Source organism: Sphingobacterium sp. BIGb0165 (genome assembly GCF_024810095.1).
GTDB lineage: Bacteria > Bacteroidota > Bacteroidia > Sphingobacteriales > Sphingobacteriaceae > Sphingobacterium > Sphingobacterium detergens.
The window spans coordinates 13,372-34,679 of record NZ_JANUEB010000006.1 but is presented as its reverse complement, the minus strand read 5'-3'; the positions used below and the strand labels follow the sequence as shown (position 1 = coordinate 34,679).

Below are 21,308 nucleotides of genomic sequence, written 5' to 3'. Positions count from 1 at the left end.
ATTCTTTTCCGTCCACTAGAAGAGAGAGGAACCAATTCATTCTTTAAACAATAAAAATCATGGAAAAATTAATTGCATTAAAAACCACAGGAAATGCAGTATTTAATGATGTTGGCACTTCCTCTTCGTTAAAATTGAAAGGAGACATTCAGCTCACCTCCACAAATGGAGATTTTAAAGTTAACGGTGGATATTTAGATATGGATATGTTTGTTAATTCAAAAGAATTGCAGTCATTTACCATAGAAGCGATGGTCAGCCCTAATTCGATAAATGGGAATAAGCAAATGCTTATAGAGTCTGATAATTTACTGGTTTCAATTTACATTGATGAATCTGGATTTCTGATGGCAGATATAGAAACAACGGCAGAAAAGAGTCAATTAAAAAGTACGCAGAAACTCGTTGAGGGAAGCCCTCAGATGGTTCGGTTATATCGGGATGAAAGTGGCGAAACGTATTTAGAGATAGATAATCAGGTCGTAGCAAGAAAAAAAATTACAGGTGAATTTAAAAATGCTTCATCTAGTGTATTTCGAGTGGGGGCTTCATTGAAAAGTGAAGACTCGACATTTAAGGGGACAATCGGTCAGATTAATGTGAGTGCCGGTGTATCCACATTAGCTTCCATACAACAAGATTTTAAGTATTCCAGAGAATTGGAGAAGACCTTATCCGAAGCATTAAAGGGTGTTGTCGTTCATGTAAATTATGAATCTTATGAGGCCAGGAAAAAACTACAACGTGTTAAACAGATTATGAATGCGGCGGGCGTAGAAAGTTTAAGTTCACTAGGAACAATGAAATTCACTTCAAATAGAACGATACAAAAGGGCAATATATGGATTCAACCTGGTTTTGTATTTAAGCCTATTGAACATTGGGCAACATTGGGTGTTGACCTGATCAAAGCTGATATGGCAACTAAACGTCGCTTGATGGCAACAGAACTGACCAATAAAAATAGCATAAACTATATAAAAATCTTGAAAGAAGGACCGCTAGACCAAAAAAAGGCAGATTTTGGTAAGTTGAAAAAATTGAACAAAAAGCTGGCGAATGGCGAAGTAAAGGGAGTTAAGGAAAGCTTGAATATGTTCACTAAAAAAGATGGTCAGTTATTTGTTTATGATAAAAAGCTATTTACAGAAAATCTAAAAGGAAATAAACCTCAAAACTGGCAACAATTGGGAACCTTGGATTATCATTTTCACACCTTAAATATCATATCACAAAATGAAGCTATAATTATTGCTAAGAAATTGGATTTGACAAATTGTAGATTAGAAGTGTCTGCAGATGTAGATAAGCTTATAATTTTGGCAGAGGAAGTGATATGTGGTCCTAATGCGGAGATTTCATGGAGACGACCTGGAGGTTATACCCAAGGACATGCTGATGATCCATATTTAGATGGGATCCCAAATCATAATACAGCACAACGTGAATTCAATCAAGATCAACGAAGTGGGTATGCTGGAGGTTATGGAGGGAAAGGAGCCGCTGGAATAGTTGGAGCAAATGGCAGAAAGGCGCCATCCTTAGAAATGTGGGTTAAGAACATGACCAATTTACCAAATATAGATTTAAATGGAGAAGACGGCATTACAGGAGGTATTGGTCAACGAGGAGGACGAGGAGGAAATGGGCAAGGAGGAAGTGTGGGTACATATTGGCCAATAATTAATGAATGTAAAAAAAATGCGGGAAATGGTGGTAGAGGTGGAAATGGTGGAAATGGCGGCGATGGTGGTCGCGGCGGTGAAGGCGGAAATGGTGGCAATATTAGCATTGGTGTATTGCAGGGTACATTGGAAGGAACGGTTACCAACAACAGCTTTCGTTGGAAAAATCAAGGAGGACAGCCAGGCCAAGGAGGTGCAGGCGCATTGGGGGGCGATGGAGGATTGGGTGGTCGAAGTGGAAATGATAAAGATTATTGTCATAATGCGCGCAATGGCGATGTTGGTGCAAACGGACAACGCGGTTATGACGGACAAGCGGGCTATAATCATGGCTTAGATGGTGTTAATGAGTTTTTTCAGTTTTCTTTAGATGCTTGGAATGAACAGTTAACAAGGCCTTTTATTACATCTGTTAGTACATATGAGGCTTTTCCAGGAGATACAATTGTGGTAAAAGGAACTACTTTTGCGAATTCAGATAAAGTTATTTTTGATGGTTCTATAGAACTACAGCATCATGTAAACGCTGATGGAAGTATGAATGTCGTTTTACCGTTGGATACTTCGGGAGGTTCTAAAGCATTATTTATACTTCGAGTAGCAGATAATTTTGAAAGCAACCGGGTAAATATTCGAATAAAACCGCAATTAGACGTATTTGCCGATCAGATGATGCCTGGAGTTTTAACAATATTGAGAGGTAGAGCATTTGTGCCGGGAGCATCGGTACTGATTAATAATCAAAGTATTGCAGCAGAAGTGGCAGCCTCTGGCAAAGAATTAACATTTACTATGATAGGTTTTCTTAATCAAGGGAATTCATCTGTAGTTTCGGTACAGGTCAGAAATCCAGATGGTATGCTTAGTAATGAACGCAGTGTCTCTCAAGCTGGAGTTTTAGAAATACCCTATCGCTTTGGCAAAAACAACCTATCATTCCATAATCCGAATATAGGAAAGCCCAGCTTTGATACGTTTAAAAAGACATTTGGTTCAAGTGAAGTATGGCATGAATCTTTCGACCCGATATTTGGCCATCCGATGTTAACAGCCGCTTTCTTTGTATTTTATACCTACTTTTTAAAAGGTAAAGGAGATGGAGGATTGGCAACGGGTTTCTGTACAGCCATGTCCGCTAAAGTTGCTGATAACCTTTGGACAAATAATGTGGATATTACAGGTATTCAGGAAGCAGACATCATAGAAGAACTAACCGCTATACATGGAAAGTTGTTAAGCAAAGAGTCTTTGATTCATTTTCATGATTGGGGTCGTACTTTCGCCGATAATGTAGATTATGCGATTCGTTCAATTGAGACAACTTTCCTTAGAGGCTGTGATCGGAATAATACGCCTTTATTGTTTTTTATACCAGCAGGTGAGGTGTGGGACAGTGGATATTTTGATAAACTTAGCGATTCTCATTGTTTATATCCTTATCGATTTGTATACCCAGCAGGTCATACTGGTCCTAAGCTTTCAGCAGATGCATTGAGTACCGTAAATAGCTTGGATGGCGTTAAATTGTACTGCTATGATTGTAACAACGAAACTAATCCAGACTGCTTCTTAGAGTTTAGTACCGTAGATGGTAAATTAACCTATACCTATAATAAAAAGCCAGGATTTAGGCTAGACAAGCAGATTACGATAGGCATTATGGCCAACGGAGCCTTTACACTCGCTGATCATGATATGCCATTTAATGGTCCATTTGGTGTATTGGGCTTTGCAATGGACTTTATGCTGAGTCCTGCAGATATTGAGATCACCGATGAGTTAGGTTTAAAAGCAGGGCATATCAATGGAAAGATTTATAGTGAAATTCCTGGTAGTCACCCATGTTACTTAGTGCCAGGGGCATATTTACTTCCGACAGGAAAGAACTTAACACGAAAGATCAGAGGAACAGCAAGCGGCACGTATACTTTCAATAGTGTTATGCCTAACGGCGCTATGATAAAATTGGAAAATATAAAAACTAACATAGGAGATGTGGATACCATACTGGTAACTGCGGATAACTCACAAGTGCGATTAACGACACAGCAAAATAAAGATATTGCTTTAACTATCAGTAGGATAGTAGACGAAGAGATTAGAGCTTTAACGATTAAGGGTTTATCTTTAGCAGCAAATTTAGATATGGATATTACCATCTCGCCGGATTTAAGTGTATGTAGAATAGGAAATCATCAAGCTGTAAACCACGTTTCAGTCATAGCAAGTGTAGCTAGAGAAAAGGACAACATAAAATCAACAAATACTCAAAGTATTCCATTGCAAGTAAATAGCGATTTGTTGGTTGCGTTTAATGATTGGAAAACTACAGATTTTCAATTGAACATGGTTCCTTTTTAAAATACGTTACTGATCACTCGTCACTGACAGAAAACGCGCCTCCGATTAAGAAAATGATTTTCGAAAATGTTGTCTGGCAGGAGTGAACGATGGATATCGGATATGAGCGGCGTGCTCGGAACTCCCAGTTGAAATGCTTAAGTCTAAAAGCGGTTTTTAATTGTTTTCTGGAAATATGTTATGCTAAAAAAATCATTAAAAATTTTCTATTTTCGCATTTGGAATTAATCCGAAATCTAAGTTAAACTATACCCCTGAACATATAATTTTATGAGACTAGCATTTCTCGCTTTAGCTTTGCTATTAAGTGGACAATTGTCGTATGGACAACAAAATTATTTTACTATTGAAGGAAAGCTGACCAAGAAAACCGACTATAAATATATTTATCTCAACTATGAAAGTACAGCAGGTTTTAAACAAGATTCATCTCTTATTAAAAATGGAGCTTTCTATTTTAAAGGTATTCCCGTATATGGAACACATGCCTATATTCAGCTAAAAGATGCAGGTACAGCGGATCCGGATGATGGAAATCAGTTCGATTTTTCGATTGAGCCCGTAAATTTTAAGATTCATATCAATGGAAATCTGAATAAATCACGTATAGAAGGGTCTCCGATCGACAAAGATCTTCAAAAACTTAATCGGATATTAGAGCCGGCCTATTTAGCACGGGAAAAGTGGTATGAAAGATATGATCAATTCAAAGCTACTGCCAGTCAAGATAGTATTGAGCTGAATAAGTATAGTATTGAATATAAAAAACTCGAACAGGACGAAACGGATCTGGCCGTTGATTACATTATTAACCATCCTGGAAGCTTCCCAAGTTTAATGACGCTGGAAAGATTCTCCCGTCGATTAAAATTAATACAAATAGAAGAATTGTTTGATGGTTTAGATGATAGGATCAAACAAACATTCGATGGCAAAGAGTTTCGCAAGCGGATCGATCGTATGAACGCTGTTCAAATTGGGAGAATAGCACCTGACTTTAGCGCAAGGGACACCGCTGGAAATATGGTGTCGTTAGACAGTTTAAAAGGAAAATATCTGCTGTTGGACTTTTGGGCAAGCTGGTGTGGACCCTGTAGAGAGGAGAATCCTTATGTGGTGAAAGCCTATGAAAAATTCAAAGCTAAAAATTTTGAAATTTTAGGGATTTCTTTGGATGATGAAACTACGAAAGAAAAATGGCTCAAAGCCATTAAAGAGGATCAATTAACGTGGTTACAGGTTTCCGATCTTAAAGGCTGGCAAAGTGAGGTAGCTGAATTATATCATGTGAGAGGAATTCCCCAAAATTTTCTTTTGGATCCGAATGGCGTGATTATAGCCACTAATCTTAGGGAAGAGGAGCTTTTAAAAACATTGGAAGATATTTTAGGGAAATAACTGAGTAAGTTAAAAAGATTCCTTTAGAAACATTTAGCAGGCAAATAAAAGTGAAGCATTTTTATAAGTGGAAAAAATATGATAAAGTATCTAAAAAAACAACGAGTACCATTTTTTATTGCTCTATAGTAGGTAGGTATAGGTACTTTATCTGTATGTTCGATTTTTCCTGATGATCCGTTTTATAACGAATGGTTTGTTGTCGGTACGGTATTTACGTTTCCGGTATCGATTATAAGCTTTGTATATCGCTATGCCGAAGGAGATCTACTTTACCCAGTATTTATCATTCAGGCAATTATGTTTGTGCTTACTTTTTTTATCCTGAGTCATCTATTAAAGGCAAAAAGCAAATAAAAAAGAGCGGTTGACAATGAGGGTGAAAAAGCGTTGATAATCTCTATAACAAAAGTGCGAGATTAAAATACACATCTAATGTGTGTACTGTCTGCAGTGATATCGACTACCTGTCCGCTACCCCAAAACCTAAATGCAAATTCATGATTGGATTTTTTTAGATCTGAAAGTATTAATTTCTTTGACAGCGATACTTGCTGAATATCAATTGTAGCACTATTAACCGCTATCTTTTTAGATTGCGGATATACTTGCTGTAGCTCCAGCAGAAAACATACCAATAAGATAGTCGTTCGAATCCGTATCATGTCAATGTTTTCCTGTTTTGAGAAACTATTTGTAGATAAAATCACTATACTCAAACGTCTTTTTGTGATACTGCCTGGCTAGTTCAGCAAATCGATTATTCCTTTTTGCGCTTCCCAAAAAACCATTTACGCTTTCCACTGTAGGGTTTTCAAATACTGGTAAATAAAAATCTGCATTTTGGCTTCCATCCCAGATGATGAATTCTTTCAGATTTGGAACATCTTTTAGTGAAAATACATCTGTCAATCCACTCATGCTTTCTAGAGAAATCCGTCGCAATAATTTACTTTTGGAAAGATCAGGCAATGCAGTTACCTGTTTAAGTGATTGAATAAATAGATTTTGCAGAGAGGGCAGTGCTGAAATAAATGAGAGATCAGAAAGCCCACGTACTTGCCAAAGCTCCAGGTACTTAATTGAGGGTAAGTTTTTTAGTGGTTCAAAACTTTTTATTCCACCGAGTTTAATATTCACCGACCATAAATCTTCTAGTCCCTCAAGAAAATCAATGTTAGGGGTTGAGATCGAACGTAGGACAATTTTTTTTAATTCCTTTAATTTACTGATCGCATTGATTCCGTTTTGCTGGCGTTCAAGATAGAGGTATTCCAGATTTTTGAATCTTTCAATACATTCAATATTCGGTTTTTTGGATCTGGTTTGATACAAGAATAGCTCTTTTAGATTAGGGTTGATTTTTTCTAAAAAGTCAAAATTGTCCAAATTTAGAATTCCCACCGCCAGCGTTTCTAAGTTTTTGAGCTTGGTAACCGTATTGATTCCAGTCGCCTTAATTAAACAATCTATTGAAACCTTCTTGAGGGAGGGAATACGCTCCAGAAAAGTCAGGTCACAGGCTGTGGTATAATGTCCAAATATCCGTAATGCAATATCCTGTCTTTGGGAGAAAACAATCCTTTCCAATAAATCTATTTCATCATTTGATAGTGGAGCGGAAAATTGGATATATTTTGTACTGCTATCCGCCGCCAGAGCCCGTAAACCAGCTTCTTCAAAACCTGTTGAAATATTATAGTGTCCGGATCCTCTATTTATACTTTGTATGCTCATCATAAAATAACTGGCAAATAAATATAGGGAAATTTTGATGTAGATGCTAGAAATACGGATCTTTATATTGATCTAAGAAAAATAAGGCATAGGATGGTGAGAAACATGAAAAGAAGACTTACTTCTGCAGAAATAAAGCTAATTTCCTATTTGGTGCGCGACACGCGGAGGGAGCCAGCATTATAGCTTCATTGGAAGACCTTTGTGTTGAGGAAATGGACGACAGTGGGATGGGCAGCCTCCAAGTAATTGTCGAAGGAAAAGACCATAGACGTTATGGAGGCACTGTAGCTGATATGGATTCTCATGATGTCGACGGAATGTATCTGCTTATCTCTGTCATAGTGGATACGGATGATAATTTTTATAAATTAGATATTTTCAAAGGTGATTTTTCTCCTTTGCTAAAGATTCTAGATGTATCAACAAATTTATGATGCGGTATTTAAACGAAGATGAAATTAAATCCAGATTGAGACTTGGGAAATCTTTAGAGCAATGGTTGGGTGTTGTTCAGGAAACAGATTATACCATACTCAGGTGGTTGAGCATTGATAAGGAAAGCGATGAAAGCTTTTCTGTGACTTATTTCGAATCATTTGACGAGGGAAATGAAGATTTCTTGGACATCTATGCGTTTTCGTTGGTTGATCCAGATGAGCCATTTGGTGTGATAAATACTTTTTCTTCAATTTCTGAAGTGTTGGGATTTGCAGAAGTGACCTACAAAGCGTCTCCTCACAAATATACTGCTGCAGGAATGATTCAGGAAGAGTATAGAGATTATATAAATCGATAATTTTGCGTTAATGAGAGCCTTACTAATAATAGATATGCAATTGGGGAGTTTTTTTATGGGATCTCTAAAATATTAGCATTTTGAAAAAGATATATTATTATATTTTCTATGTGCTCTATAAATTAGCTACGAGAAGTAGTACAATTTATCCGAAGGATTATGTGGCAGTATGTCTTCTATTAGCATTGACATTATGGGGAGGAGGTGGATTAATGAATGAATTGTATGTTATGGCTAAAATAAGAATTTGGCCTATTCAACTTAAATGGTACTATTTGTTATTTACGGTATTACCTCTGGTATTATTTAATTGGTATGTCTTTTGGCATAATAATAAATGGCGTAGTATCGTACAGTCTATTAAGGAAGAATCTTCCGAAACACGAAAGAAATATATCATTGTAGCTTGGATAGTAATTGTGCTTGTATTGGTCAACCTTGTCTTTTCTATATTTTTGCTGAAATGGAATTATGAAAGAGTAATGGGAAAATCTTAATTACATCGTTGGAGGATTCAATAAAAATGGAAACTTTTATTTCCCACAGCCCATGTCTGTATTTTCAACCCCTGTTAAGATTTTTATTTTGTCGCAACCCAATAAAGATTGATGTCAGTAATACGACACTGTACGCCCACATGAGCCAAGAACCAAACGTTGCAGCTCGGCTTGACGGCATGTTGGGGTAGAACTGTTCAAAAAATTGAATAACGAACGTATCGAGAACCATTCCTGGTAATACCAATAGCACGCCAGCGACTATATTTTCAAGGCCTGAAAGTTTAAATTTTTGTAAATATTCTGGACTTTTGCCATCAAGGCTTTGTATTCAATATCGTCAATATAAAAATTCCTCAACTAGCTAGTCGAGATATCTAAATCGTTCGAAAATAGCAAGACCTTTAGTAAATATTAACTATTTTAGTTGATAAAAAATAGATCGAAGTGCATCGATATATAAGGATTGTGATACTGCATTGACGCATAACGAAGATCCTTTAAAAAACCTTTGTTAGAAAATGTAATTTTATGACAAGACAGCAAAACGACTTAAGATCAGACATCAAAATCGGAAAGCAGATTTTTGAAAATATTCCAAATGAGGTTAGACCGGGTTGGTCAGGATTTATTTTGTCGCGTTTTGACCGCTATATTAACCAAATCCCCTTGTCGATTCTAGAGTTATATCAAATCATCGATAACAAGGACCGATGGAAAGAGGCGCACCAACAATTTAGCGAAATCAGAGTATTTGGGCTAGAAAACAAAAATTATACTCCAGAAAACTATTTAAGACTAGCCGAAATTGTTGCCAAGGTAACTTATAATGCTTCTGGAGAGCCTGCTCCATTTGACAAAGACAGTGGGCATTATATCGCGAGTTTGGCCTTAGCTATCACGGCATATTTTGGAGATCATAGACTTGAACAAGAAGTGAAATCTGCAATTCTCTTATTTATTCGCAACAAAAAACTTAGGAGAAATTTAAAAACAGCTGGAGACTTTTTTCTTTATAAAAAGATTAATGATATCCTTTGGTTGGATTGGGATCCCATTGGTGTTAATGATCTTGCGCCAAGGGATGAATATCAACGTTATGTTCCAGAAATTTTTACTTTGGTAAGGGCAAAAGCAGATCGATTGGAAATAGCCAAAAGGCTTCACAAACTTCAAAATGAGCTTATGGGTATATCTACTACCATTGACAATAGTCTGATTATTTCCGATAAAATTTTAAATATAGAAAAGTAAAACATTATAGTAGGATACCCTATTGATTGATCAGTGTTATTTTTTCAAGCCGAGAAATTTCCAGAGATTGAATTTGGATTTTTTCTCAATTTCCTTAATATGGTTTACGAATATTTTTTCTAAATCTAAGTTGGACTTGATTTCAACTTTTTCTCTATCTGTGACAACGGTTCCATCATGACCACCGATTTTCGAATGGATCTTTTCAAATTTTCCCAACGAGACCATCTTTTCTATTATTCTTAACCCGTCAGCATATTCTTCAAAGAGGGGAATTGGCAGTGGGTGATAGTCTGGTGAAGATAGGATAAACTTCACAAAAAAATACGGATCTAAATCCCCAAACTCAAGCCCGAAAACAAGAGGAACTTCAATATACTGCCCGGTTATTATATTTTGAAAACCACAATGAAAACCATGGACAAAATATTTCCATTCTGCAACTTTTCCGATCTGTCGTTCGTCCCTCTTTAACTCATTAAAAGTATCCAGTGGAAAATCCTTGTTTAAATTTAAATCAAGTTTGTCAACCAGCATAAATACTAATTTTTGGCCTAGTTGTCTGTAATCTTTTGCACATTGCTCAAAAAAGTTTTGATGATCTTCAATTTCTTTATCCGTAATGAGTTTTACAATGTTTAGTTCAGGGTCGATCTTATGTATCAAGACTAGAAAACCAGAAAGAGTATCATCAAGATATTGGCCAATTTCTTCGCGCTGCCTGTTAATATTTTCTTTAAAAACAAGTTTTAGGGCTCTTTCTCTTGAAATGGATTTGATTTCATCTACTGATGGAAGTTGGTCAATTGACTTAATAATAATTATATCTGTTGTTCTGTCCACAATGCTAATTTAAAGAAAGTTTTATGCAACTAGTGGCCATGCAGGGAGAATAGCCTTATTTTGAATTTCGTCTGTTATTCAGTAATTGCGTTGAAAATATTGTACCCTGCATAGGAATCTAGCTGAGTTTTGCCTCCCTTGTTAGTTTACTTTTGTCTATCCCTAAATCATTACTGAATAAATCAACCAGTATTTTTTCAATTTCGCTTTTATTAAAAGTGCTCGAGTTGCGTCTAGATTTGAAATAACTTTCACTTGTCATTTTTTTTGCTAATTGTCCAACTGTTTGCAGGTTAAGTATGTTGCCGAATTTTTTTGCAAGCCAAAGTCCGGCATTTGAAAAAGCAAGTCCTGCAAGTCCGATCTGCCAATTAAAGAATAGTGCGGCGCAAGATGTAACTAGTAAAATCGCAAGTGTCACGGATGCCCAGTAGGGCGGTCGTAGGATATGAAGTTTAAAACCCAAATGCACTTCCAATTTTTTTACCAGAGAACGTCTGCTTTGTTTTGGCAGAAGGGCTAGGAGAGCAGAGCTGGTCATGATTGTTTTGTAGTCTATTTGAAGTATCGATGCCATTGCATCACGCAGTTTATAAAAAGCCTGTTGGCTTGTGCAGTCGTTCAAATGTGCTAGTTGAATTTTATTGGCGATGTGATCACATAGTTCACCAAAAGTGATAATGTGCATCAGTTCGGTGCTCTCAAACTTCATATCAAATGACTTTTCAACTTTAACGAGTAAATCGCTAATGTCGTCTGGATCTACATTTTCAAGTTCGTCGTCTGCCATCATATTGCTCTTACCAATTGGTTACAAAATACAAATTTGCTGTAAAAATAGCATTTAGTATTTTTTTTATAAGCAATTGAAAATACTGTTTTCATTTAATAATCCGATAATCTATTCAAGCCGTGTTAGTGATCACCCAATATTACTATTGGTCTTAAGCTTCCCAAGTACCCTCATATTTAACCACCTTCCATTTGCCTTTTGTTTTGTCAAGAATAAAATACCAGCCCTGGCCACACAATCCACCGCAGATATGATCCACGGATACAAAGGCTTTTTGACCATCATGTGTCAGAATAGGTAAGTGAAAGATCAACTTTGTTAAAAAACGTTCTTCCATAGTCAATCTATTGCTGTCTTTAACCATATACTTATGAACGATTGCTTGGGGAATATGAACCGTATCCCTGGCTCTTGTCTGATTGAGAAAACCGATGGAATCCTGCTTACTATAATTAAGATGGTCAAACAATTCCCTGATTCCAATAGCATCTCCTGAGGGATAATCCTCATTGTAAGCCGTATGTATCATATCTTTGGTAAATCTGTTTTCAATATAAGTCTCAGATTTTTCTGTTATGATCAATCGACTGATATAAGTGTCATGGGTGAGTATCGCTTCCAGTATTTCTGCATAGTCTTTTTCAAAAGCGGAATAATTAAAAATTTTTTCCGGCGTTTTTGTTTTAGGTGTTTTTTTAATTGTGCTTTGACAAGCTAAAGCAAGAAATAAAACGGGTATTAAGAAGTATTCTTTCATAAAATAGCGCGAATGATTTAACAGATGATGTCAAAATGTTTTCTTTTCCATAATGCAATTTACTAAATTCATTTATCAGGTTTTTATTTATGATCTCATTGGTAAATCACTAAATATGAAAGCAGCAATTTATTATCATACTAGCCTCTTGTAGTTACTATACTGGCGAAATGATAGGAACTTATAGTCCTGCTAACTATACAAACACCTATGATACAATTCAGCTAGGGACTAATAATATATATTATCGCCGGGTGTATGATCGGAATAAAAAGCTAGTGCTGAAAACTAAAGGAAAGTGGAAAGTAGATCACGATTTAATAGTGTTCGAACCCCCTTATTTTTGGAATTTGGATGGAGATTTAGTGAAGTTTCCTGAGCTTTTAAACGATACAATAAGTAATGGGATTGGATATATAGGTGTAAATAGCGGTAGGATAGAATTTTGTGTTGGCCATTATTCTGCTGATATCCCAAATCAAAATTGTTATAAAAAAGTAGCAGCGGAATAGCACCGTCCATCCCAAAGGGATTCGCAACCTTATTCTTTTTTCGACTGTTCTATTATTCTCCTTTTAACATCATGATTGCTGCTGTATTTAAGCTTATTTGAACCACATATCCCGCAAGCCCAAACTGTATATCTAAATGGTTTTTTAAGCTGAAATTTATTTTTCGTTATTGGGCTATTAAGGTTTTTACAAGTCTCGCAATAGCATTTTTCACGTTGTTCGCGGGGGATATTTAAGCTTTCCATTTCGACGAAGATTTTCATTTCCTCCAAGATGAATTCTTTTGAATTCTCAAGCGTAAGTCCTGTGTTAAAAAGGGTTGAATTGTCATATTTCAAATAGTCCAGATCCTCGTCAATTTCATAAAAGGCGATATACCTATAGTCATACTCGCTCGCAGACACAATTTTCAAGATTTGGCCAAAAGCATATTCTATACTGACCTCTTTTTTGAGTGCTTTTTTTGCGATTGTTAATGCATAGTTTTCCATTAAATCTTCTTCGCTTTTCTCTATATTCAACTTTAGATCAGCAATTGATTTCCAAAAATAGATTTCGCGTTCTTCCGTAGATGCGTTATCCAAACCAGCTAAAATATACAGGTTGTCACTCTCATATCCCAAGGTTAAAACATTTACGGCCCATGTAACGAGGTGTTTACTTTCAAAATAAGTCAATGCCCTTTCCGCATAAATTTCAAGTGTTAATTCTTCAAGTGTCATATACTATAATTGCTAATCCTCATTTTTCTAAACAAATATATTCTAAAGGTATGCAGGGTATTTGCGCAGTATATTTATTGCGATATTTATCTCGAGACTTAGGAAAATTCGCTGTGAACAATTACTATTGTAAATAAATGGAAGTCAAATTTAAAATAATGACCTTGGGCTATATTGTAGCTGAGATTTCATCCGAGACCAAACGATTCAAAATAGGTCATAGTTCAGATTATGGCGATAAATTCCAAGAGCTACTTAACAAGTTTTTCTTTATTTATGAAATCGTAAAAGAAAAAGATATAGCGTATTTTCCCTATTCTACCACTGTATTGTGGGAGGACGATTGTGTTAATTATAACTGGACCATCAGTATGAATTCTGTTGATTCCCATATCAATATCAAAATTGATCAATTATCGCCTTCTAATTTGGGTTATAAAGAGATGCTAATTCATGAAGATATTGAAACAAGAAAATTGTTCGATGCTATTTATCAATCGCTGGAGGAGATGCTAGCAAATTTTGGCTTCGTTGGCTATAAGAAAAAATGGGAGGTAGGTAATTTTCCTATATCTGAATATATAACACTTAAGGCAGTTAGAGAAGGGGTGGATCTACGAAATGAGAGCTGTTTAGAGGAAGAAGAGTGGAGGCAAAAGATAGATCTCAATGATGAACTAGGGGTTATTAAAATGTAATAAAGCGTGAAGCTATAAAAATGCAGAATTCGAAAGAACTTTACTTTTTTTGTATAGATCCCAGAATTCGGGGTAATAAAATCGGAATTATTTATCTTCTCTCCAACGCTTAGATACTTTAAGAGATCTATTGTAGTGGTTGATTGCAGGCTAAATTATGCTAACGATTTGTTATCAGCGATTTCTTTGGTAAATAGTTTGAAAGCACAGTTCAACGCCAAACTAACTGAGATCGCAATAGTGGGCAGCAATCATCGTACTTTGAAACATATCCAACTCGTATCTGTGGATATATCGGAGAAGTTGAGAAAGAACATACTTTCCTGAATTCATGACCACGTTTTTAGGGTGGTAAAGCTACAGCTTAATGTAAAATAAAAAAATAAAAGAACTTGTGTGTAATACGTTGATATGCATGTGTTTATGGTTATTTTTTGAAAGTTAATAAATCAATGGTAAAATCATATTATGAATTATTTCAATATTTATTTTGATTTTAAAGATATATTTTTTTAACTTGACATAAATAACAATCGTTTCGTTGTAACCAATGTTAGAAATACTGATTTGCATCATTATAAATTGTAAACTAGATTATTGTAACAAAATGAGCATTAACCAAAGAAAGAAACTATTTACGATTGTTATTGCTTTGATTTTTTGAACAGCGCTTCTTTATTATCGATTGATATTGAAATTAGATATAAATTATACTTTGAGTTCGGTTCAGTAAGAAAATCTATTGCTAGTACCTAAAATAAGAGAATAACAGTAAAAAGATTTAATTATACACTATAATACTAATTGGCTTGGCGATTTGTTGTTGTTTAGCCGACCTACGTTTTTGAGTACGGACTCCAATTTATTTCGTCCTGTTTTGATGTTTTGTATTATATGATAAATAACGAGATATTTTACGTGTCATTTAATTTAATGTATTGTATTTATAATAATAACTTTAAACGTATTTACCTTCTTAACCTGATTATGTACGCGCCCAAATTAGTAATAATTATACCCTGCTTTAATGAGGCTGAATGTATATCGGATACAACTGAGAAAATTTCAGCAGTCTTATTTAAGCTAATAACTAACAAGATTATTTCCGTTTCAAGTTTTATACTATTCGTGGACGACGGAAGTGACGACGATACTTTTATAATCCTAAAAGAAGAAAAAAAAATACATACAAAAATTATTAGACTCGCTAAGAATAGTGGGCATCAAAGCGCCTTATTAGCAGGTATCCAATTTGTTAAAGAAGAAGCTGACTGCATTATAACTATTGATGCAGATTTACAAGATGATTTATCTGTGATTGAAAAAATGGTGGAAGAGTATAAAAGTGGTGCTGATATTGTATGTGGTGTTAGAGAAAATAGAAATTGTGATTCTTCTTTTAAAAGATATACCGCGAGAGCTTTCTATAGGTTAATGAATAATTTCGGGGTTAAATTGATCGAGAACCACGCTGATTTTAGATTGTTATCTCAATTTGCCGTAAAAGAAATTTTAAAATATGGAGAAAGTAATATATTCTTGCGCGGACTTTTAACTTTGGTAACTGATAATGTAAAGATTATTTGTTACAAGCAAAATAGAAGGCTTAAAGGTAAATCAAAGTATAATATTAAACAGATGATCTCTTTAGCCACAAGAGGTATTACATCATTTACTACAACTCCAATTAGGATAATAACATACCTCGGCATTTTTATATTTTTTCTATGTTTATTTTTAAGTTGCAATGTCTTATATGTTTTTTTAACTCAAAATACTGTTCCTGGTTGGGCTTCAATAACGTTGCCACTGTATTTTTTAGGAGGTGTACAACTTCTGGGTATAGGTGTAATCGGCGAATATATTGGTAAAATATATTTTGAAGCAAAAAAGAGGCCTCATTATCATATTCGAGAAGTAATTGAATAGATCTGTTTTACGTTAACCAATTAATTATGAAATTAATCCTACATGCAGATGACTATGGGATATCTAAGGAGATATCTGATCGAATACTCGAATGCGCCAAAAACAATAAGATTCATAGAGCAAGTATTGTATGTAACACGTCATATATAAATGAAGCATCCCTCAATTTAGGCAAAGATACTGCCGTTAAATTAGAGACAGGGTGTCATATAAACCTTGTGGAGGGGAAACCTGTATCGGAAAAACAAGATGTATCCCTTTTAATAAATAAAACTGGAGAATTTAAATATAGTTTTATTTCACTATGGGGACGCTATATCTTTTCAAGTCGTTCGAAAAGAAAATCACTTAAACAACAAGTATCTTTAGAGATAAAAAAGCAAATAGAAGTATATAAAGATATATTCCCATCATGTGATGACGAAATTCACATTGATGGACATACCCATATCCACATGATTCCGTTTGTACTTGATATAATATTAGAGTTATCAATTCATTATAATATTACTTCTATGAGGTACCCTAACGAGAAATTCTATTTTAATATACAATCTTGGAGAAATTATATTTCTTCAAATATACTTAAGTATTTGATATTAAAGATTTTGTGTTTGACCCAGAAGAAGAAAATAGAAGATAGGAACATTGTTACTAATGATTATTTCATCGGTATCCTGGCCTCAGGAAGAATGGATAGACATGCGGTTAAATCATCGCTTGAACGATTAAAATATTCAGGTAAAAGCAATGCAATTGTTGAAATATTATTCCATCCGGGAGGAGTAAATTCACATTTAAGTATTGATTGGACTGATAAAAAAGGCTTTATAAAGTACTACTCTAGTAAATGGCGAAAGAAGGAATATCAATTTGTAAACAGTTTTATAATAAATAAATTAAACTAAAAGATGTCAAACAATGAGAATACTTTTAGTAGTCGATGAAACATGCTTTTACCAGCCGGATTTTGTTGCAGATTTACTGAAATTTAAACGGGAAGAAATTATTGGATGTGCTTTAGTGGTGAAAATTTTACCGAAAAACAATATAACATCATATATGATTCGAAATTATAAATATTTAACACTGAAAGAGATGTATAAGCTTTTAAAAAAAAGGATAGTGTTTTTTGTTAAAAACACTATAAATCAAGATATTCCACATCATTTCTACAGTGTAAAATCAGTGTTGAAACATTTTAATATCCCTTATTTTCAAGTGAAATATAATATCAACAAAAGAGAGTATATTAATAAGATAAAAGCTCTTAAACCAGATGTTATAATCAGTTCCAACTCTCTCTATTTTGGATATGAAATTTTGTCAATACCGCGTTTTTGTTTGAACCGACATAGTGGTTTATTACCCTCTTATGGTGGTGTTTGGCCCATTTTTCAGGCTCTTAGAAATGACGAGTGCGAGGTGGGAGTCTCGGTTCATTTGATGAATACACAAATTGACAGAGGACTTGTTTTGGCTCAATATAGAGTAGCAATTAGGGAAGAGGATACTGTAGATGCCTTGTATCAAAAATGTTTCACAAATAGCGCACAAGTTTGTATTGATGCTTTAATTAAGATTGAAAATGGTACAATAGCTGATTGCAGTAAAGAAACACCATCATACTATAGTTTTCCTACGCAGCAGCATTGGAGGGAATTTCGGGAAAGAAGAAAAAAATTTATTTAAACCAATGTATAGGTAGTATAAGGTTGTTTTTCGAAAATTATTATTAGTACATAACTTAAATTCTTCATTGTAAATGAATCATAAAGCATATACCTACTATTTTATTTTTGCAATTATAACATTGACCGTTTATAGTTCCTTTGTTTTTGTGGGTTTTTGTAGTGCCGATGATGGATGGATGCTGTTAGAAAATTCACTTGTACAACAAAGGGAATATTCCTTTACTTTTTTTAAGTCCGTATTATCCCAAATTAATGATATACAGTATTCTCCGCTAAATACGATTTATTATATATTGTTAAATAAGATTGATGGATTTAACCCATCTATTTACCACATTGCATCAATAACTATTCATATTTTTAATACTATTTTCGTATACCGATTAATAAATTATTTCGTGCAGAATTACGAGAAATCCTTTATTTTGGCTTTGATATGGTGCGTTCATCCTCTAAACGTTGAAAGTGTAATATGGATTTCTGCTTCTAAAATTCTTCTCTCGTCATTTTTTTCGCTGAGTGCAATTTTGATTGTTTTGAAGCATAATCAAAGGAATATTCGTTCTCAGATGACGATTGCATGTCTTGTTATATTATCATGTCTTTGTAAAGAGCAAAGTGTTATTCTTCCAGTGATCTTTTTTCTATTAGATATTTTTTACCATAAAAATGACAGCCTAAAGAAGATCAATTTTTTTGAGTATGCTACATATTTTACAATCGTTGTGATATTTTCATTATTGACACTCCAAATCAACGCAGAGAGTATGGAACTAGTTCGCTATAATTTTAGTGAGAGAGTAATTCTTCTCTTTTATTCGTTGTTTTGGTACCTTTTTAATTGTTTTTTTCCTTTTAATCTACATTATAATTATGGATATCCTTTTCAACCTGGAGAGTCAATTCCTATAGTGTTTTATTTCTTTGTTATTTTTTGGGTACTGCTGTTTTTTTTATGTATAAAAAAGAAGTGGTATGCTAAGCCTTATTTTTATTTGATTCTTATAAGCTTATGTTTATTGTTGCCATGTTTACATATAGTTCCAGTATATAGACCGTCCTTTTTTGCGGACCGTTACATGTATTTGCCGTTGATATTTATCTTACTCCTATTTTATAATTTCTTAACTCCGAAATTATATCAATATAGAAAGTGGATTGTTCTTATCTATGTAGGTTATTTTATCGTGTATTCTCATTTTTTAGTTTTTAATTGGTTTTACCTAAATATAGAATAATATGAAGTTAAATTACTTGTTCATGTTGTTACCTTTTCTTAGTTGTACTCAACAAAATAATTTGGAAAAAAATATTCTTGTCGAAACACCCATAAATGATATTATTACATTAGATAGTATTCAAAATGATATTTATTCGAGGGATGTGTTTGAAAGTATAGAATTCATACCCCTAGAAACAAATCGATCAAATTTATTTTCCGACATAAGTGATATGTTAATCATTGGAGACCGTTATTACATATTAAATCGTTCTATTAATCAAGTGCTTATTTTCGATAGCGAAGGAAGATTTTTAGGTACTTTCGATGGGAAATCTGATGTGGATGAAATTCAATTTTTACAATTGAGAAAAAGTAATAAGCCTGACCTAATATATGTGAGAGATGGTAATACAAGTAGCATTATTTCTTTTACCGGAAGTGGTAAGTATATCAGCCGAAAAGAAGTTAAATCAGATTTTTATTCTTTTGCGCCAATTGGAAACAAATTCGTTATCTACAACCATTATTTGACGCGAGAAGAGATTAGTAAGGGAGATGATAAAAAGTACTTAATTGATCTTATAGATACATCGTCTATGAAGACGGTTGATAGCTATATAGGTTACAATGAAAAAAGCATTTATAAGGGCGAGATTCCTAACAACTGGAAAAATTTTTATGAGTGCGGTAACGAACTTTTTTTGACAATTCAGGGGCAATTAAATTATTATAAAATTTCAGAGGAAGGAATTTTATCTACAACCGAAATAAAGTTAAATCGACCGAATCTGTTCCAAATACCGAATGATTTTATTGTGAATCCAGAATATTTCGGAAAAAGAAGCGAGTACTTAGACCGAAATAAGAAGGAGTTCTATAATATTAGGTCTATTTTCAAAACTAAAAATGGCGTTATTTATACATTGGGGAATAGATCTCGTCCAATAAATTTATTATCATTAAGCGGCAGAGGTAATATTCTTGAATCTGATATTAAATATGAAAGTGATACAAAAACATTGCCGCCGATTTCCTATTTCGTTTACGGCAGTGATGAAGAATATTTTTATTCTTATTATCCGAGCAAGCAGTTTTTAGATGCAATGAATGAGGTGCCGAACAGGAACTCGATCTTGAGCGAAAATGAGAATCTAAGGTCGGTCTATAATAAGATCAACATGCTTTCAAATGGCGTTATTGTAAAATTTAAGCTAAAGGATGTAAAAATAAATAAATTATGAAGAAAAAAATGTTTATTGGTATAGGTGCATTGATGTGTATCCTACACCTTGTGGTGATAAGCGGGTATTTTACTCCAGCTATCTCTCAGACGAATTTATCGTCACCCTCTTGTACATACAAACAATCAGGTGTTGCTGGGAAGAAAAGTGATGGAGAAAGTGAAGTTCTTTGTGTTTCATGTAAATGGATATCCTATAAAGCCCAAACAAGCCCAACGGGAATCTATTATTTGAAAATGCAAAACGAGGAAGATCTTTTTTACAAAAGAGCTGAGTGTGTTACGCAAGCTGGAAGCTCGTGTACTCAAATTGAAGTTTTAAGTAGATTTTGCCCAAGTGATGAGAGTGCTCCAGGGCCAATAGGTAGTGGATCAGGGACAGGATCATAAATATTAACAGGTTAATCAAATTTAATAAAAAAATCTTTTAGCTTATTTTGTTTCTGCATAAATCAGTTCTAATAAAATTGGTTTATGCGGAAATATTAATTTGAATTCACTTGAAATAATGGATATATAAATAGCGATTTATGATTGGAAAGAAAGCGTTTATTGTACTATTGAGTATATTAAACATCATATTATTAAGTACGATTTTTTTGAGAGGCAAAACCTGTATTGAGACCAATAAGGCCATTGCTAACGAGAAGGTTAAGGATCGGACGTCTTCTAGGGGATATGATATACTCCTTGTTACTTTAGAAAATGAAGGCATAAAAATTAACATAGAAGCTACATTGATAGATGCTTTTGGAAATAGACTAAGTCTAAAAAATTTAATCAAAAAATATGGGAATGATGTTGTATTTGTGAGATATTCTGCTCTCGATTGTAATACATGTGTTAATACGATTATCTCTGTGATCAAAACATTACCAGAAAGGAAGAGAAATAAAATCATATTGTTAAGTGATAACTTAGACTTTACTGATTTTATAGCGAAAGAAAAAAATCGCCAAATTCCCCTTAAATCTTACTCTTTTTATACCTCTGAAACAAACAAACTAAATTTTTTAGATATTCCAATCGAAGGAAAGGGAGTGCCATTTTGCTTTACTATTAATTCCAATTATGAAACGGATAAAATTTTCTTTCCTGAGATCACGTTACCTTCAGAGATTAAATTGTATTTTAACGAAATAATTAAATAATAAAATGAACCGATTA

At 34.1% G+C, this 21,308-nt stretch carries 20 protein-coding genes; 14 read left to right on the top strand and 6 right to left on the bottom strand.

The features are described from left to right. Positions 1-59: 59 nt before the first annotated feature. Together M2408_RS14645 and M2408_RS14640 are read left to right on the top strand one after the other, a co-directional pair. Positions 60-4,046 carry a LamG-like jellyroll fold domain-containing protein gene (locus tag M2408_RS14645; RefSeq protein WP_259183043.1) on the top strand — a complete coding sequence of 1,329 codons (3,987 nt, stop codon included), beginning with the start codon at positions 60-62 and terminating at the stop codon, positions 4,044-4,046. A 270-nt stretch (positions 4,047-4,316) separates the two neighbouring features. Next, positions 4,317-5,444, top strand: coding sequence for a TlpA disulfide reductase family protein (locus tag M2408_RS14640; RefSeq protein WP_259183041.1), 1,128 nt, complete (start codon positions 4,317-4,319; stop codon positions 5,442-5,444). 690 nt (positions 5,445-6,134) lie between these two features. Here the strand turns inward: M2408_RS14640 and M2408_RS14635 are convergent. Further along, the gene (locus M2408_RS14635; RefSeq protein WP_259183039.1) at positions 6,135-7,184 is read right to left on the bottom strand and encodes a hypothetical protein; all 1,050 of its coding nucleotides are present in this window, start codon (positions 7,182-7,184) and stop codon (positions 6,135-6,137) included. A gap of 188 nt (positions 7,185-7,372) precedes the next feature. Between M2408_RS14635 and M2408_RS26375 the strand changes: the two genes are divergently transcribed. From M2408_RS26375 to M2408_RS14625, 3 genes are all read left to right on the top strand, one after another. Further along, positions 7,373-7,618 (top strand): DUF6984 family protein, encoded by a 246-nt coding sequence (locus M2408_RS26375; RefSeq protein ID WP_409049491.1) that lies wholly within the window; start codon positions 7,373-7,375, stop codon positions 7,616-7,618. Further along, positions 7,615-7,980 carry a hypothetical protein gene (locus M2408_RS14630; protein WP_259183037.1) on the top strand — a complete coding sequence of 122 codons (366 nt, stop codon included), beginning with the start codon at positions 7,615-7,617 and terminating at the stop codon, positions 7,978-7,980. Before M2408_RS26375 ends, M2408_RS14630 begins: the two co-directional genes overlap by 4 nt. A 161-nt stretch (positions 7,981-8,141) precedes the next feature. After that, positions 8,142-8,477: a hypothetical protein gene (locus M2408_RS14625; RefSeq protein WP_259183035.1), complete on the top strand. Its 336-nt coding sequence runs from the start codon at positions 8,142-8,144 to the stop codon at positions 8,475-8,477. 64 nt (positions 8,478-8,541) lie between these two features. Here the strand turns inward: M2408_RS14625 and M2408_RS14620 are convergent, their stop codons facing one another. Then, positions 8,542-8,808 carry a DUF5367 domain-containing protein gene (locus tag M2408_RS14620; RefSeq protein ID WP_259183450.1) on the bottom strand — a complete coding sequence of 89 codons (267 nt, stop codon included), beginning with the start codon at positions 8,806-8,808 and terminating at the stop codon, positions 8,542-8,544. Positions 8,809-9,008: 200 nt separating this feature from the next. Between M2408_RS14620 and M2408_RS14615 the strand changes: the two genes are divergently transcribed. Then, entirely contained in the window at positions 9,009-9,731 is a 723-nt protein-coding gene (locus tag M2408_RS14615; protein ID WP_259183033.1) for a hypothetical protein, read from the top strand. 36 nt (positions 9,732-9,767) lie between these two features. Here the strand turns inward: M2408_RS14615 and M2408_RS14610 are convergent, their stop codons facing one another. The 3 genes from M2408_RS14610 to M2408_RS14600 form a co-directional block, all read right to left on the bottom strand. Beyond that, positions 9,768-10,574 carry a DUF6896 domain-containing protein gene (locus tag M2408_RS14610; RefSeq protein ID WP_259183031.1) on the bottom strand — a complete coding sequence of 269 codons (807 nt, stop codon included), beginning with the start codon at positions 10,572-10,574 and terminating at the stop codon, positions 9,768-9,770. Between the two features lie 118 nt (positions 10,575-10,692). After that, positions 10,693-11,367 (bottom strand): hypothetical protein, encoded by a 675-nt coding sequence (locus tag M2408_RS14605; RefSeq protein ID WP_259183030.1) that lies wholly within the window; start codon positions 11,365-11,367, stop codon positions 10,693-10,695. Positions 11,368-11,518: 151 nt separating this feature from the next. After that, entirely contained in the window at positions 11,519-12,124 is a 606-nt protein-coding gene (locus tag M2408_RS14600; RefSeq protein WP_259183028.1) for a hypothetical protein, read from the bottom strand. A gap of 170 nt (positions 12,125-12,294) precedes the next feature. On the opposite strand from M2408_RS14600, the gene M2408_RS14595 reads away from it, so the two are divergent. Further along, complete coding sequence (locus M2408_RS14595) at positions 12,295-12,636, top strand: hypothetical protein (RefSeq protein ID WP_259183027.1); 342 nt, start codon at positions 12,295-12,297, stop codon at positions 12,634-12,636. A 29-nt stretch (positions 12,637-12,665) separates the two neighbouring features. Here the strand turns inward: M2408_RS14595 and M2408_RS14590 are convergent, their stop codons facing one another. Then, complete coding sequence (locus tag M2408_RS14590; RefSeq protein ID WP_259183025.1) at positions 12,666-13,358, bottom strand: hypothetical protein; 693 nt, start codon at positions 13,356-13,358, stop codon at positions 12,666-12,668. A 137-nt stretch (positions 13,359-13,495) separates the two neighbouring features. On the opposite strand from M2408_RS14590, the gene M2408_RS14585 reads away from it, so the two are divergent. From M2408_RS14585 to M2408_RS14555, 7 genes are all read left to right on the top strand, one after another. Continuing rightward, positions 13,496-14,056, top strand: a complete 561-nt coding sequence (locus M2408_RS14585; protein WP_259183022.1) for a hypothetical protein — start codon at positions 13,496-13,498, stop codon at positions 14,054-14,056. Between the two features lie 933 nt (positions 14,057-14,989). Continuing rightward, positions 14,990-15,985, top strand: coding sequence for a glycosyltransferase family 2 protein (locus tag M2408_RS14580; RefSeq protein ID WP_259183448.1), 996 nt, complete (start codon positions 14,990-14,992; stop codon positions 15,983-15,985). A 26-nt stretch (positions 15,986-16,011) separates the two neighbouring features. Beyond that, positions 16,012-16,893 (top strand): carbohydrate deacetylase, encoded by an 882-nt coding sequence (locus tag M2408_RS14575; protein ID WP_259183021.1) that lies wholly within the window; start codon positions 16,012-16,014, stop codon positions 16,891-16,893. A gap of 13 nt (positions 16,894-16,906) precedes the next feature. Continuing rightward, positions 16,907-17,677 (top strand): formyltransferase family protein, encoded by a 771-nt coding sequence (locus tag M2408_RS14570; RefSeq protein ID WP_259183019.1) that lies wholly within the window; start codon positions 16,907-16,909, stop codon positions 17,675-17,677. Positions 17,678-18,918: 1,241 nt separating this feature from the next. After that, entirely contained in the window at positions 18,919-20,142 is a 1,224-nt protein-coding gene (locus tag M2408_RS14565) for a 6-bladed beta-propeller (RefSeq protein ID WP_259183018.1), read from the top strand. Then, complete coding sequence (locus M2408_RS14560) at positions 20,139-20,531, top strand: hypothetical protein (protein WP_259183016.1); 393 nt, start codon at positions 20,139-20,141, stop codon at positions 20,529-20,531. The genes M2408_RS14565 and M2408_RS14560 overlap by 4 nt, the downstream gene beginning before the upstream one ends. Positions 20,532-20,671: 140 nt before the next feature. Then, positions 20,672-21,292 (top strand): hypothetical protein, encoded by a 621-nt coding sequence (locus M2408_RS14555; RefSeq protein ID WP_259183014.1) that lies wholly within the window; start codon positions 20,672-20,674, stop codon positions 21,290-21,292. The last annotated feature ends 16 nt before the right edge of the window (positions 21,293-21,308 follow it).